Origin of the sequence: Virgisporangium aurantiacum (assembly GCF_016863635.1) — a bacterium.
Lineage (GTDB): Bacteria > Actinomycetota > Actinomycetes > Mycobacteriales > Micromonosporaceae > Virgisporangium > Virgisporangium aurantiacum.
Genome location: NZ_BOPG01000076.1, coordinates 1 through 13,745, shown reverse-complemented (window position 1 = coordinate 13,745; position 13,745 = coordinate 1). Strand labels below are relative to the sequence as shown.

Genomic DNA, 13,745 nt, shown 5'->3' with positions numbered 1-13,745 from the left:
GTTGTGGAATGCGAAAGATTGTGGCCGCTGGTGTGCTTGGTCTCGCCGTGGCGATGGTGCCGCTGAGCGGTGCGCAGGCGACAACGGAGCGGACGGTGTGGCGCGCGCACTACACGACCGCGGTGGAATGCGCGCAGATGGGGAAGGCGATCGTCAACTCCAGCCCGAAGGTGTGGGGCTACCAATGCGTGGCGCACAACCTCGGTGGCTTCGACCTCTACCTCATCTACTGAGCCGGATCGACCACCCGCGAACGCGTCCCAGGCATTCCTGGGGCGCGTTCGTCAGATGAGGCGGTGTGCCGTTCCGGCGCAGCTGCGGTCCCCCCGCTACCGCCGCCCGTATCCCTCGGTGTTCAGGGCGCCGGAACGCACGATGTGCCGGTAGGCACCCCGCCGCCGCGTCACGCGGAAGGGCTGACGCTGGTACTCCCGCTCGACCGAACTGACCCCCGCCGGGTCCGGACGTGGTGCAACAAACTTCCCGATGACCCGGTTGGTGATCGAACCCATCCGCCCATGCTGCCGGCCGCCAAGCCGGTCGGGAATGTCCGTCACGTCACGAGGGGAGCCGTGCGGTGTTGCCGGTCAGGGAACGGGCCGTCAGGGCGGCGTCCAGGATGCGGGCGTGTGCGGGTACGGCCGGGTCGAGACCGGTCAGCGTGGTGATGCGTTGGAGCCGGTAGTCCAGGGTGTTGCGGTGGATGTGCAGTTCGAGAGCGGTCTGCCGGCGGTTGTGGCCATGGTGGACGAAGCTGCGCAAGGTCTCCAGCAGGTAGGGGTGATCGGCGAGCGGGTCCAGTTTGGCCGCCAGCCGTCGCAGTCCCGGCCCTGGACGGGCCAGCTGATACTCCACGAGCACGTCGTCGAACCGGTACAGGCCCGCCGTGCGGCCGGTCATGCCGACGACGTCCATCACCTCGCGTGCCTCCGCGGACGCGGTGGGGATCATGGCGGGGACGGCGGCCTCGACGGCGGCGGCCAGCACGGTGGTGTCCAGCGCCGTACGCAGGTCGGCGATCAGGGACTCCGGGTCGACTCCGTCGGGCAGCAGCGCGATGCCGTCGATGTGGTCCATCAGGACGGCTGTGCCGGTGTGCGCGTCCATCGCCGCCTGCACCAATCGGTCCGCGGGCCGGGGCGAGAATTTCAGCCGGAGCACCGTGTGCCGCCGACCGACCTCGACCCGCGCCGCCTGCGCCAGTGCCTCGTACGGGTGCCCGGAGAGCAGGGCGGCCAGCAGTTCGCGCCGGACCCGCTTGTCTTCGCTACGCAGGTCTTCCTGAGCCTGCAGGTGGGCCAGGACGACGGCGGGCATCATGCTGGACAGGCCATCCAGCAGGCGCGTCCCCGCCTCGGCGAGGTCGTCGGGGGTGGCGACGTCGGTCACCGTCCGCCACCACAGCCGGGCTCCGATCAGGTAGGCGGCCAGCGCCGCCTCGAGTGGCAGATGGTCGCGCGCCCGGCGCGCCGACATCTCCACCACCCAGGTCAGCTCGGCCGGGCCGAGCACCTCTCCGTCTCGCAGCATCTTCAGCAATAGACCCAAGACCGCATGCACCGATTCGGTGACCTGGCCGGCCAGCTCCGCCGCCGGCACCTGCCGGTAGAAGGGGATCTCAGCAGCGCATTCGGCAACGATGTCGCGGGTGAGACCGGGAAGTCGGCGGGCTATCCGGTCGTCCAGGTCGGCCATCCAGGAATCGTCACATTGCCCAAACCGGCGGGTCAATCATTGCCGCAAGTGCGGACTGACAGCACCTCGGCGCCGGCACGACGATTCATTCACCCCCACTGAACCGAGGAGGCACCATGTCTCATCGTTCGCGCCCGGTATCCCGGCTCCGCACGGCGCTTCGCACCGGCACAGCGGCGCTCTGCGTCGCCGTGCTGGCCGCCGGCATGCCGTCCACCGCAACCCCCGCCCACGCTGCCGCCGCGGCCTCGACCTTCCCGTCGGTCAACGGTGCCTGGGACGCCCCGGGCCCGTACGCCACCGCCGTCCAGGTGGGCGCCGTCAACACCCTCTACTACCCGCGCGACATCGCGTCGAGCCCGCGCCGCCACCCGGTCATCGTGTGGGGCAACGGCACCGGCGCCGCGCCGCTGGTCTACCGGGAACTGCTCCTGCACTGGGCCAGCCACGGCTTCATCGTCTCGGCCGCCAACACGCCGACCTCCAATCTCGGAATCTCCATGCGACTGGGTATCGACGCCCTGGCCCAGGCCGACGGCAACCCGGCCAGCATCTTCTACCGCCGGGTCGACCTGGGACACATCGGTGCCTCCGGCCACTCCCAGGGCGGCGCGGCGGCCATCGTGGTCGGCGCCGACTCACGCATCGACACCATCGTCCCGATCCAGCCCGGCCCGCTCGCCGACATCGACAACGTCCACGTTCCGGCGTTCCTGATGGCCGGGCAGAACGACAGCATCGTCCTTCCGGCTCTGGTGAGGTACTTCTACAACGACGCCGATCACATTCCGGCGATCTACGGCGAAGTCAGAAACGCCGACCACCTCACGATCGTCGGCGACCCGGGCCCCTTCGCCGCGCCCACCACGGCCTGGTTCCGGTTCCATCTGATGGGCGACGCCGAAGCCCGCCCGGAGTTCTACGGACCGGCCTGCGGCATCTGCACCGACACCCGGACGTGGTCCGACGTCCGCCGTAACCAGCTGGTCGCGTAGGCACCGCGAACAATGCGAAGCGTTGAAATCCCCACGCCGGAAGGCCCGCTGCACGCGCTGCGCTTCGGGCCGGCGCAGCCCGGTGACGGCAAAGTGGTGCTGGCCGCGCACGGCATCACCGCGTCGGCGATGTCGTTCGTGGCGGTGGCCCGTGCGCTCCCGGCCGACTGGACGTTGATCGCCGTGGACCTGCGCGGCCGGGGCCGCAGCTCCGCCCTCCCCGGCCCTTTCGGCATGGACCGGCACGCCGAGGACCTCGCCGCGGTCGCGAAACATTTCCCGCAGCCGATGGTGCTGACCGGGCAGTCGATGGGCGCGTACGCGGCGCTGCGGGCCGCGGCGAGGTTTCCCAGCCTGTTCGTCCACCTGGTGCTGATCGACGGCGGGCTGCCGCTGCCGGTCCCGGCCGGCGCGGACCCCGCCGCGGTGCTGGCGGCAACCGTGGGTCCGGCCGTGGCCCGGCTGCGGATGACGTTCCCCTCCGAAGCGGCGTACGTCGACTTCTTCCGGAGCCATCCGGCTCTCGCGGCGTCGTGGAACGACGACCTGGCGGCGTACGTCCGCTACGACGTCGCCGGCGAACCCGGGTCGATCCGGTCCCGCGTCAACCCCGACGCCGTCGCGGCCGACGGCCGCGACCTGCTCGCCGGCGCCGCCGCGTTCGGCGCGGACCTACGGTCGCTGCGCCTGCCGGCGCACCTGTTGTACGCGCCACGCGGAATGCTCGGCCAGGAACCAGGGATGCTGCCACAGCCGCTGGTCGATCAGTGGACGCGGCAGAGTCCGCTCACGGCCCGGCTCGTGGCCGACTGCAACCACTACACGATCCTGACCGACCCGGTGGCGGCCGACCAGGTCGCCCGGGCCCTGGTCGACACCTGCGAGTGGCCGCGGCCCGATTGCGCCGCGTGCCCGACGGGTAGGACGCCGGCATGAACGAACCGGTGTCCGACCGCGTCCAGACACGAGCCGCGCATCTGCTCCCGGAGGAGCGCGCTGCCGGCAGCGACGACCCCGAAATGCAGGCCGAGCAGATCCTGAAAGACTCCGAGGCGCGGGAGACGTTCGACGAGTCCACGCCGGACCTGCGCATCGACCACCGGCAGTCAACCGACACCGTCGAGCCGGGCACGTGACCGCAGTGATGGTCACGACCGGCAGCTCGGCGCTATTGCGTTGCGGTGACCGACCCGTCCGGGTATCCAGTGCTGGATGACCGGATCTGTTGCAGTGCTTGACGCCCTCGCCGGGGAAGCGGCCGCGCTGTCGGCCGTCATCCGTACGCTGAGACCCGGCGACCTCGCCATCACGACGAACTGCCCGCCGTGGACCCTGCACGAGCTGATCGTCCACATCGCCGACAGCATCCGGGTTGGCGACGAGCCGTTGCCCGACGCCCCGTCGCGCGACCGGCCCCGAACGGCGGCCGACTACTACCGACGACCGGAGCGGGACACCGACGCCTACCGGCAACGCAACGTCGAACACGCGCAGAGCGGCGCGGCCGCGGTGCCGGACGCGGCCGCCCGATTCGACCGCGAGGCGGCGCACACGCTTGACGTCCTACGACGCGACGACACCGCCCGCGTCGTGCTGATCCCTCGCGTCGGGCCCATGGTCCTGGCCGAGTGGATCGTGACCCGGGTCATCGCCGTGGCGGCGCACGCGCTCGACGTCGCGATCACGCTCGACCGTCCACCGTGGACAACGGACGCGGCGCTGCGGGTCACTCGTCCCGTATTCATCGACCTGCTTGGCGGCGATCCGCCGGACAGCCCGCGCTGGACCGGTCACGGGTTCCTCGCCGCCGCGACCGGCCGGCGTCCGATCAGCGACGCGGACCGGCACGAACTCGGCCAACTCGCCGACCGGTTACCGCTGCTGTCATGACCGCACGCCGGCCATCCGTCGCCAGACGGGACGGGTGGAGCTGATGACGGCCTACTTGAACCCATCAGAGCGGGCCGGCGGCGTGGGGCGACACTCGGCGGCGAAGAACGGGTCGGCGTAGGGCAGCGTGGGCCGGTGTAGTGGCGGTCGATCGGCCCCGGATCGGTGGGATCGCCTCGGCCTGCGAGATGAGCGTCCTACGGATCTGCATCGCCCGTCTACACGACATCGGCTACGCACCGACACTGGCAACTCAAGGGTTCACCCCAGGCCGGCGGGTTCGGTATCGGCGTAGCCACCGCCTGGCGGTACGTCCACGTCCAAGCCGTCAGCGACGCGCCGGGCGTCTGGTCCGGGCCTCACCAGCCCTACCCGGCCGCGTCGACAAGGCCTCCGTGTGGCTCTATGGTGGTGCGTCACATCATGGACTGGGAGACGAAACCGATGGGCTTTACTGCCAGCCTGCAGCCGATGCACAGCTCGGAGCCAGTCGGCGAGGAGGCCGACATCGACGGGAGTTTCTTCGATCTCACCGAAAGCCTTAACGTGCTCGGTCTTGACGGTGAGTGCATCGTGACAGGGAACGTTCTCCTCGCGACCGGCGACGATGAAGCTGAAGAGGAGAGCGCCTATGTCTGGTCGGGCATGCTCGACGCCGAGGAAGTACAGCGGAACTGGCAGCAGTTGCAGGGTGTGACCTTAGAGCGGCTCATGGCCGCGTTCAGGGAAACGCCAAACGGCAAGAGCACGAATGACCAGGGCAATGATGAGTACCTTAAGTTCCACTTCGTGGCACTCAAGGACGTATACCGGAGGGCCGCCGACGCGAGAGCGGCCATGAGTTTCCTCGTCTGCTAGCCCCGGCGACCCGTTAAGGAGATCGTCCGCGTCGGCCGAAAGGTCTCGCGGATCTGATCGAGTTTCGCCGGGCAGTCCGCATGCTGCCGCGCGAGGTGCGCGTCGAGGGCGACGAACAGATGCCGGGGCTGGATGATGGCCGATCCGATCCGACATCGTGCGGCAACTCGACACGCAACTGCGACCTGTGTGTCAGGCAGGCCAGAGAAAACACCGCCAGTACATGCAACGGTGATTCGGGCAGCCCGTTGCTCTACCCGGTGAACAATCGGTGGTACCCCGTCGGATTCGACTCCCGCAGCGGCGGCGAGACCGGATGCCTCAACTCCGACGAGGTGTACGTCTCGATCTGGTACCACTGGACGTGGGTGCGGCTCACGCTGGCCCGCTATGAGTGGGCCTGACATCACTGATCAGAACCGCTCGATGATTGAGCTGAAGTAGCGAGGATGACGGCACAAGAGCCCGCTTAAGCCGGGCGGTGTCACCGTCCTCACGAAATGGAACTGTCCGGCCTCGAGGTCGAAGCGCCAGGAGTGTTCGCCGTCACGTCGACCGGGTGCAGCGGGTATTCCTTCGACCTGCCCGGCGGACGCAGCGGTATTGGCTGCTCATCCGTCCATTCAGCGGGCTGATCCGGCGCGGCATTCTGCCCGCCGTCGCCCGCCGTGTCACCACCCGAAAGCCAACCGGTCACGCGCCGACCCTGATATGAAGCAAATCTGAAGCTGCACCGTGTTTCCATGACTCGGCAAGATCAGTGCAATCAGTTCGGCGTGGAGCGACGTATCAAACGGCCGGCGCCGAGGAGGTTCACCCGCCTGTAATTGAGAGAGCGAGGCCCGTGTCATCCGATAAAGATGCGCCCCGTCGGTTCGGATTATTGGGCACGTTGCAGGTCAGCGTCGGTGGCCGGTCGATACCGGTCACGGCGGGGAAGGCTCGGGTCGTGCTCGCGGCCTTGCTGCTCAATGCCAATCAGCCGGTCACCCCCGAGATCATGATCGATCACATCTGGGAAGAGCCGCCCAAGGCTGCCCGGACCGTGCTGCAATCGCTCGTGCTGCGGCTGCGTCGGGCGTTCGGGGAGCATGAGGTGATCTGCACACGCGAGTCGGGCTATCTGATCGAAGTGTCACCCGGTGAGCTGGACGTCAATGACGCCCGTCAACTGCTCGCCGCCGCGGAAACGGCACGGGAGGTGCGCGACGCGGCTGCTGAGCGGGCACATCTGGCCACCGTGCTGGACCTCTGGCGCGGGCCGGCACTGGCCGACGTCCCCTCGACCTTCCTGCAGTCGGGGGATGCCGTACGGCTGCAGGAGTTGTGGTTCACGGCGCTGACCAGGCGGATAGACCTCGATCTGACGTTCGGGCGTCAGGCGGAGCTCGTTGGAGAGTTGCGCAAGCTGACCCGTGTCCATCCTCTGCGCGAGCATCTGTGGGCGCAGTTGATGACGGCGTTGTATCGGTGCAGTCGGCAGGCGGAATCGTTGGCCGTCTACCAGGAGGTACGACAGGTGCTCGCGTCTGATCTGGGAATCGAGCCCGGCAGCGAACTCCAGGAGCTTCACCAGGCGATCCTGCTCGGCGAACCGGGCCTCACGCAGCCGACAGTCCCGGAACCGGCGGCTCCGCCGGTCGACTCCTGGCGTGATCTGTGCCAGTTGCCGCCGATGGTGGGGGACTTCGTCGGTCGCGAGGTCGACCATGACACGCTCGTCGAACAGCTGGCCGGCGACAGCAGGACAGGCCCTGTGGTGATCTGGGGCATGCCCGGGATGGGCAAGACCGCACTCGCCGTACACGTCGCGCACAGTCTGCGGCGGGCCTTTCCGGACGGCCAGTGGTACGTCCCGCTGCAGAACAATGCCCCGTCGGCGACCGGGCACCCAGATCTCAGCGAGATCCTCGCGGAGCTGCTGCTGGTCAGTGGAGTTCCCCGGAGCGCCATACCGTGCGACCTGCAGACGCGCGCGTCGGTATGGCGTTCCCGGCTGGCCGACCGGCAGGTACTGCTGGTCCTCGACGACGCATCGACGATCGATCAGATCACGCCGCTGCTGCCCGGCACCTCGACCGCTGCCGTGCTCGTCACCAGTCGCTCGGCACTCAGTTCGCTGCCCGGGGCCTTTCACCATCGGCTGCACCAGTTAGACCTGGCGGATTCGGTGGCCATGCTCAGCCGGATCGTCGGTGAACGTCGCGTGGATGCCGAGCCGGAGGCAGCCAGGCGGATCGCGACGCTGTGCGCTGGGTTGCCGCTGGCGCTGCGAATCCTCGGCGCGCGACTGGCGACCCAGCCGAAACAGCAACTGATCGGGATGGCCGACCGGATGCTCGACCAGCAACGCCGCCTCGACGAGCTGTCCACCTCCGGCCTGACCGTCCGCGCCGAACTGCGCAGCAGCTATCGAGCCCTTGATCCGGACACCCAGCGGGCGTTCCGTTCCCTGGGGCTCTTGGGGAAGGGTGACTTCGCCGCCCGGACCATCGGCGCACTGGCCGGCGACTCTGACGGTCAGCGCCTGGTCGAGCAGCTCACCACGGCCGGACTCCTTGAACCGACGGCTGCTGATGCGACCGGTGAGCCCCACTACCGGCTCCATGATCTCGTCGCGATCTATGCCCAGGAGTTGGTACTCCGGTGACATCCTCGTGAACGTGGTGACTTGCGCGAATACAATGCGAATACACCATGAAGGCGATCTGAAGGACCCGCTCGGTAGCATTCGGGCATGAAGATCACCAGGCGTATCGTGATAGGAATGGCGGCCTCCGCCGCTCTCTTGGTACCCGCCGTCGACGCGCGCGCGGAAGGCGCCGGCGAAGACCCTCGCGATGACCCGTCGTGTCCGACCAGTGCGGTGTGCGGGTGGCCGGAGCCGGATTTCGTCGGCCGCCCTTATCTGATCAATCCGGCGGCGATCGGAAATTGCTGGGCTCCCAACGCGTATCCGACCTTCCGCTCGGTGTGGAACGCCAGCACCATCGCCGTTGTCGTGTGGCAGAACCAGGGCTGTACGGGTTTGGCCGTGCCGGTTCCAACCGGCCGCGGATGGGCGAAGCTGCCCGTGCCGATGCACGGCGTCGGCCGCGCCTGAGCGGAAACGGTCGGTCGTGTCGGCCGTCGTTTGTTCACGGCGATCAGGACGCCTACCGACGTGATCTCGGGGGCGAAGGGCAGCCGGCCAGCTGCCGGCCGGACCGCACGAGCAGGCGCTGAACCACTTCGTCACGAACGGCCTGTGGGATGCCGCCGCGAAGCGTGAACGCCTCCCGGTCCGGATGGACGAGGCGATCAGCCCGGCGGCGTGGGCCGTGGATGATACGGGCTGGCTCAAGTGCGGCACCGCGTCGGTGTGTGGCCCGCCAGTACACCGGCACGGCCGGGAAGGTGACCAACTGCCAGGCCGGGATCAGCCTGAACCTGGTCACCGACACCGCGTCCTGTCCGGTGGACTGGCGGCTGCTCGTCCCCGGGTCCTGGGACCCGGCCGGTGGCGGCGCCGGCCCCCGGGGCCGATGCGCAGGCCGTCGAGCGGCGCCGGAAGGCGGCGATGCCGGCCGATGCGGTGCATCGGGAGAAGCGGCGGCTATTGGTCTTGTGTTGAGCGCACGTGAGGGCCGACTGTCGGCGCGGCGGAGATGGCGTCTACCTCGCGATTGCGCAGGGCGCGACGGACGTTGTCCGCGCACTCCAGGATCATCCTGCGCAGCGCCGGCGGCGGCTCCTGCGCCGCCAGATAGCCGTCGGCGGCCTGCCGCGTCTCCTCCGAGACGAGGAGAGACGGGAAGCACCCGACGGCGAACGATGACGCCTGGTCGAACGTCCTCTCCTGGTAGATCCGCCCGACCTCGGCGAAGTACTTCTCCCGGTAGGGCTCGAGCAGCTCGGGATGGAGGGGATCCTGCAGGCCGCCGATCGTGGCACGGGCGAGGTGGTTGGCCACCTCGCCGCTCACGATCCGCTCCCACGCCGCGCTCTTGGCCTCTGCGGTCGGAATCGCCGCCCGGCACTGCGCCGCCGATCGCTCACCCGTTGCCGTGGGGTCGAGTGCCAGCTCGGCCTCGATGTCGGAGCTGTCCAGCCTTCCACCGGAGACGAGCGCCTGCACGAGGTTCCAGCGCAGGTCCGCGTCCACGCTGAGCCCCTCGGGCACCGCCGAGCCGTCGAGAATGCCCTCCAGCAGGTCGAGGTCCGCTGCCGAGCCGGCCACCGGCGCGAACGCCTGCGCGTAGGCGAGCTGGTGGTCTGACGCGGGCGCGGCCGAGGCGAGCAGCGAGCGAAGCTCGGCACTCAGCAGCGCCAGGCCCTGGGACCGCCACGCGGGGTCGGCGTACTGCAGCGCGGCCGTGCGCGCCTGCCGCAGAACGGTCTGCAGGACCATGATGTCGGTGATCGTGCCGCCGCCGGAGACGACCAGTTTCACGTAGTCGCGCGCGGCCATCTCGCCGTCGCGGGTCATGTCCCACGCGGCCGACCAGCACAGCGCCCGCGGCAGCGATTCGGTGAACCGCGCGATGCCTCCGTCGACCAGCGTCCGTAGCGAGACCTCGTCGAGGCGGATCTTCGCGTAGGTCAGGTCGTCGTCGTTGAGCAGCACCAGGTCCGGCCGCTGCGCGCCGACAAGCTGCGGCACGCTCGTCCGGGCACCCACCACGTCGAGTTCGACCCGTCGGGTCCGCGTCAGCCGGCCGTTCACCAGGGAATACAGGCCGATCGCGATCCGGTGCGCGCGCCGCGTCGGATGTTCGTCCGACGCCTCCTGCGCCACCTCGAACCGGGCGAACCGGCCGCCGGACACCTCGAACTCGGGGCGCAGCGTGTTGACCCAGGCGGTCTCCAGCCACTCCTTCGACCACGCCGACAGGTCGCGGCGGGACGTGCGCTCCAGGGCGTCGAGCAGATCCTTCAGCTCGGTGTTGCCCCAGGCGTGCTCGGCGACGTAGCCGCGCACCCCCGCGATGAAGTTCTCCAGGCCCACATAGGCGACCAGCTGCTTGAGTACCGAGGCACCCTTGGCGTACGTGATGCCGTCGAAGTTGAGCTCGACGGCCCGCATGTCGGGGACATCGGCGACGACGGGATGCGAGGAGGGGAGCTGGTCCTGGCGGTAGGCCCAGGATTTCTCCACGTTCGCGAACGTGGTCCACGCCGTCGTCCACCGGGTGGCCTCGGCCTGGGCCAGCACGGACATGTAGGTGGCGAACGACTCGTTGAGCCACAGGTCGTCCCACCAGCGCATGGTGACCAGGTCACCGAGCCACATGTGCGCCATCTCATGCAGCATCGTCTTCGCCCGCCACTCGACCACCGCGTCGGTGATCCGGGACCGGAAGAGGTAGTCGTCGAGCAACGTCACGCAACCCGCGTTCTCCATCGCCCCGGCGTGCAACTCCGGCACGAAGCACTGGTCGTACTTGCCGAATGGATACCGCACGCCGAACACTCGGTGGAAGAAGTCGAAGCCCAGCCGGGTGATCTCGAAGAGGTTGTCGGCGTCGAGGTGCTCGGCCAGCGAGGCTCGGCAGTAGAGCCCGAGGGGTATGCCGTCGTGCTCCGAGACAACCTTGTGGTAAGGGCCAGCCACCAGCGCCGTGACGTACGTAGACATGACCGGCGTGGTCGCGAACCGCCACCGCCTGGCCGCCTGCATCCCGCCCTGCGCGTGGGCGGGTGTGGCCACCTCGCGAACGTCGTCGGCGGTCGCGTTGGAGATCACCTCCCAGTCGGCCGGGGCCAGCACGGTGAACTGGACGGTCGCCTTGAGGTCGGGCTGGTCGAAGCAGGCATACACGCGGTGCGCATCGGCCGTCTCGAACTGGCTGGCTAGATAGACATGCTGGTCCACCGGGTCGACGAAGCGGTGCAGGCCCTCACCGGTGCGCGTGTAGGCGCAGTCGGCGACCATCCGCAGCTCGTTGGACCCGGACAGGGAAGGGAGGGGGAAGCGGCCCTTGTCCGCGTCGTAGGCGGCCACGTCGAGGGTGGTGCCGTTCAGCACGATCTCGCGGACATGTGCGTCGTGCAGGTCGACGAACGTGGACGCGCCCGGGTCGGCGCCGGTGAAGCGGATAGTCGTGACGCTTTCGAAGCGGTCCTCGCCCCGGGTCAGGTCGAGTGCCACCTCGTAGGACTCGACCGTCAGCAACCGCGCGCGGGCGCGCGCCTCGTCCCTGGTCAGGTTGCCTGCCACGTTGTGTTACCTCGTCGCTTCATCAGGGTGCCCGGTTCCGGGGCACCGACGCGGGTTCGGCTCACGTCGCACTTTGTTCACGACGTCAGGACGCGGTTGCCGGTGTTGTCCTGGAGCGTGCGGGCCAGGACGTACGACAGGTAGGCCTCGTCGGCAATCGACAGGCCGAGCCGGTTGTTCGTCATGTGCACGTACGACGCGAGCAGGTGGGGGAGCAGCGGGTCGGGTTTGGAGATCACCTTGGGCGCTCGGGAAGTGCCGTTCTTGATGAACGTGAGCTTGCCCGCGGTGCCGACGTCCAGCACCTGTTCCCGCAGGGTCTCCCAGTGCCGTGCCCACACGGCCCGGAACCCGGTCAGGTGGTCCAGCTGTCCCCGCTGAATGGTGTCATGCGTGTCGATGAACCGGGCCGCGAGCTCGTCCTTCATCGAGTCGTAACACGTCTGGTAGAGAGCGGTACCGTCCGCGACGGTGTCCGACGAGGAGCTCCAGTAGTCGAGCCCGAACGACGAGCTCCAGTACTCGCGGTAGCGCTCCAGGAATCTCACGATGAAGTCGGTGTCCCGCAGGAACGTGGAGGTGCTGATCATCATGAGTTGGGCGGCCAGGCCCAACAGCACCGGACGGATGTGCACGTTCATCGTTTGCAGAAGCTTGATCACCAGGTCGCTGGAGAACTCGAAGTGCCGCTCCGCGAGAGCTACCCCGACGGGCCCGCCGTAGCGGCCGTACTCCGGTTGATAGTCGCGGTAGTGGAACGTGTTGTTGTCCTGGACGGGTACCCGGCCGTCCGGGTACATCCGGCGTCGCTCCTGTTCGTCGGGATACTCCGTGACGAGCAGGCCGTCCTGAATTTTCAACAGGTCCTGGTCGTAGTCGAACAGCGCGGGCCGGCTCGACAGGAAGTCCCCGAGGGCGGTGTCGGCCGCCGCCCGTACCGCCGGTACGGCCGCCTCCGTGGCCGGCTTCAGCCGTAGCCGGACGTGCGGGCCTTCCATCCAGTAGTTGATGAAGAAGTACATGTCCAGCAGTCCGCGGCTGCGGAGGTCGTGCACCAGCGGTGCGACGCAGTCGGTGAGAAGCGGCTGGGAGTTGGCGCTGTAGAAGATGTGCAGCGCCTGCCAGTCACCTGGGCGCGAGGCAGGTGGTACCTGTGGGTCGTCGACAACGCCGAGCTTGAATGTCATTCGTACCTCCCTGGTTCCGATCAGTGACCGCGCAGCGGCCGGGTCGTGCCGGTGATCTCGATGGTCTGTTCGGCCACGTACCTTCCCTCGGCCGACTTCAGCCAGATCTGCTCGGTGTCGGGCAGCATCTCCTCGAGAATGACCATCCGGTTGCCCTCCCGCACGAGATGCTCCAGCAACTGCAGCGAAAGGACGCTGCCGAAGTCGACGTACTGCGGCTTGAACGTCGGCAGCGCACCGCTCGTGTCAGGCTTGAGCGGCTTCGTGCCGAGTGAGGCGAAGACCCGCGGCGGCAGGCCGTTGTCCCGCCACCACCGCCGCATGGAAAGGAACGACTCCGCGTCGCCTTCTACGGTGGTGCGTGCCGGGAAGAGGTCGGGATGAACGATCCACCTGCGTCGTGACACGATCACGTCGCCGATACGGACCCGTGGCTGGCGCCTGATCGCCCGGGACTGGTCGTTTGCGTTGGTGCCGCCCCACATGTCGATTGTGGCGAAGATGTTTCGGGAGAACAGCAGCATGGCCCGCTGGACCTTGGGCAGCGCCGGGGGAATGATGAAGCCCAGATAGACCGGGATCACCTCGCAGTCCAGACGCCACGAGTGCAGCCGCAGCCGGCCGGTCTTCTCGTCGTGGATCACGCTGAGCTCGTCCACCGTGATCTGTTCGGACTCGCTGCGGAAACTCACGTCGCCGGGGCAAACCAGTTCGTACGGTGTGATCGCCGGATGCAGGTTCAGGTTCGTGGTGTCGTACCCGCCCGTGACCTCCGCGAACACCGCGTCGACCGGTTGCAGCTTGGCGAGTTCGTCACGCAGTTCGGCCGCCAGGCCGCCGCGTTCGTTGTCGTCGAAGCAGTACATGAAGCGGGAGAACAACAGAGTCAGACCACTGTACGTCTGGTTCACCACACCGAAC

Annotated in this window: 14 protein-coding genes and 1 pseudogene; 10 read left to right on the top strand and 5 right to left on the bottom strand. The window is 68.1% G+C overall.

The window, feature by feature from the left end:
• The first annotated feature begins 8 nt into the window (after positions 1–8).
• On the top strand, positions 9–233 hold the full coding sequence (locus Vau01_RS48395; protein WP_204007677.1) for a hypothetical protein: 225 nt from the start codon (positions 9–11) through the stop codon (positions 231–233).
• Positions 234–329: 96 nt separating this feature from the next.
• Here Vau01_RS48395 and Vau01_RS48390 read toward each other — a convergent pair whose 3' ends face one another.
• Positions 330–557 (bottom strand): hypothetical protein, encoded by a 228-nt coding sequence (locus tag Vau01_RS48390; RefSeq protein WP_204007675.1) that lies wholly within the window; start codon positions 555–557, stop codon positions 330–332.
• Between the two features lies 1 nt (position 558).
• On the bottom strand, positions 559–1,695 hold the full coding sequence (locus tag Vau01_RS48385) for a PucR family transcriptional regulator (protein ID WP_204007673.1): 1,137 nt from the start codon (positions 1,693–1,695) through the stop codon (positions 559–561).
• A gap of 116 nt (positions 1,696–1,811) precedes the next feature.
• Between Vau01_RS48385 and Vau01_RS48380 the strand changes: the two genes are divergently transcribed.
• From Vau01_RS48380 to Vau01_RS65790, 9 genes and pseudogenes are all read left to right on the top strand, one after another.
• The gene (locus Vau01_RS48380) at positions 1,812–2,690 is read left to right on the top strand and encodes an alpha/beta hydrolase family protein (RefSeq protein WP_204007671.1); all 879 of its coding nucleotides are present in this window, start codon (positions 1,812–1,814) and stop codon (positions 2,688–2,690) included.
• Positions 2,691–2,702: 12 nt separating this feature from the next.
• Positions 2,703–3,626, top strand: a complete 924-nt coding sequence (locus Vau01_RS48375) for an alpha/beta fold hydrolase (RefSeq protein WP_204007669.1) — start codon at positions 2,703–2,705, stop codon at positions 3,624–3,626.
• Complete coding sequence (locus Vau01_RS48370) at positions 3,623–3,826, top strand: hypothetical protein (protein ID WP_204007668.1); 204 nt, start codon at positions 3,623–3,625, stop codon at positions 3,824–3,826. Before Vau01_RS48375 ends, Vau01_RS48370 begins: the two co-directional genes overlap by 4 nt.
• A gap of 76 nt (positions 3,827–3,902) precedes the next feature.
• Positions 3,903–4,580: a maleylpyruvate isomerase N-terminal domain-containing protein gene (locus Vau01_RS48365; RefSeq protein WP_204007666.1), complete on the top strand. Its 678-nt coding sequence runs from the start codon at positions 3,903–3,905 to the stop codon at positions 4,578–4,580.
• Between the two features lie 423 nt (positions 4,581–5,003).
• Complete coding sequence (locus tag Vau01_RS48360; protein ID WP_204007664.1) at positions 5,004–5,438, top strand: DUF1877 family protein; 435 nt, start codon at positions 5,004–5,006, stop codon at positions 5,436–5,438.
• Positions 5,439–5,518: 80 nt separating this feature from the next.
• The gene (locus Vau01_RS48355; RefSeq protein WP_204007663.1) at positions 5,519–5,842 is read left to right on the top strand and encodes a S1 family serine peptidase; all 324 of its coding nucleotides are present in this window, start codon (positions 5,519–5,521) and stop codon (positions 5,840–5,842) included.
• Positions 5,843–6,387: 545 nt separating this feature from the next.
• Positions 6,388–8,088 carry an AfsR/SARP family transcriptional regulator gene (locus Vau01_RS48350; RefSeq protein ID WP_204007661.1) on the top strand — a complete coding sequence of 567 codons (1,701 nt, stop codon included), beginning with the start codon at positions 6,388–6,390 and terminating at the stop codon, positions 8,086–8,088.
• A gap of 87 nt (positions 8,089–8,175) precedes the next feature.
• Entirely contained in the window at positions 8,176–8,541 is a 366-nt protein-coding gene (locus Vau01_RS48345; protein ID WP_204007659.1) for a peptidase inhibitor family I36 protein, read from the top strand.
• 91 nt (positions 8,542–8,632) lie between these two features.
• Positions 8,633–8,890 (top strand): annotated as a pseudogene (locus Vau01_RS65790) (transposase); the annotation flags it as partial.
• A gap of 143 nt (positions 8,891–9,033) precedes the next feature.
• On the opposite strand, the gene pepN reads toward Vau01_RS65790, so the two are convergent.
• The 3 genes from pepN to Vau01_RS48325 form a co-directional block, all read right to left on the bottom strand.
• A complete protein-coding gene (pepN, locus tag Vau01_RS48335) occupies positions 9,034–11,637 on the bottom strand; it encodes an aminopeptidase N (protein ID WP_204007657.1) in 2,604 nt (867 codons plus the stop codon).
• Positions 11,638–11,714: 77 nt separating this feature from the next.
• Entirely contained in the window at positions 11,715–12,824 is a 1,110-nt protein-coding gene (locus tag Vau01_RS48330) for a lantibiotic dehydratase C-terminal domain-containing protein (RefSeq protein WP_204007655.1), read from the bottom strand.
• Positions 12,825–12,844: 20 nt separating this feature from the next.
• On the bottom strand, positions 12,845–13,745 hold a 901-nt coding region (locus Vau01_RS48325; RefSeq protein WP_204007653.1), incomplete at its 5' end, for a lantibiotic dehydratase.

What these genes read in the sequence shown, in the direction of transcription:
- Vau01_RS48395 (WP_204007677.1), top strand. Translation starts at nt 9, where the DNA reads ATGCGAAAGATTGTGGCCGCTGGTGTGCTTGGTCTCGCCGTGGCGATG.
- Vau01_RS48385 (WP_204007673.1), bottom strand. Translation starts at nt 1,695, where the DNA reads ATGGCCGACCTGGACGACCGGATAGCCCGCCGACTTCCCGGTCTCACC.
- Vau01_RS48380 (WP_204007671.1), top strand. Translation starts at nt 1,812, where the DNA reads ATGTCTCATCGTTCGCGCCCGGTATCCCGGCTCCGCACGGCGCTTCGC.
- Vau01_RS48375 (WP_204007669.1), top strand. Translation starts at nt 2,703, where the DNA reads ATGCGAAGCGTTGAAATCCCCACGCCGGAAGGCCCGCTGCACGCGCTG.
- Vau01_RS48370 (WP_204007668.1), top strand. Translation starts at nt 3,623, where the DNA reads ATGAACGAACCGGTGTCCGACCGCGTCCAGACACGAGCCGCGCATCTG.
- Vau01_RS48365 (WP_204007666.1), top strand. Translation starts at nt 3,903, where the DNA reads ATGACCGGATCTGTTGCAGTGCTTGACGCCCTCGCCGGGGAAGCGGCC.
- Vau01_RS48360 (WP_204007664.1), top strand. Translation starts at nt 5,004, where the DNA reads ATGGACTGGGAGACGAAACCGATGGGCTTTACTGCCAGCCTGCAGCCG.
- Vau01_RS48355 (WP_204007663.1), top strand. Translation starts at nt 5,519, where the DNA reads ATGCTGCCGCGCGAGGTGCGCGTCGAGGGCGACGAACAGATGCCGGGG.
- Vau01_RS48345 (WP_204007659.1), top strand. Translation starts at nt 8,176, where the DNA reads ATGAAGATCACCAGGCGTATCGTGATAGGAATGGCGGCCTCCGCCGCT.
- Vau01_RS48330 (WP_204007655.1), bottom strand. Translation starts at nt 12,824, where the DNA reads ATGACATTCAAGCTCGGCGTTGTCGACGACCCACAGGTACCACCTGCC.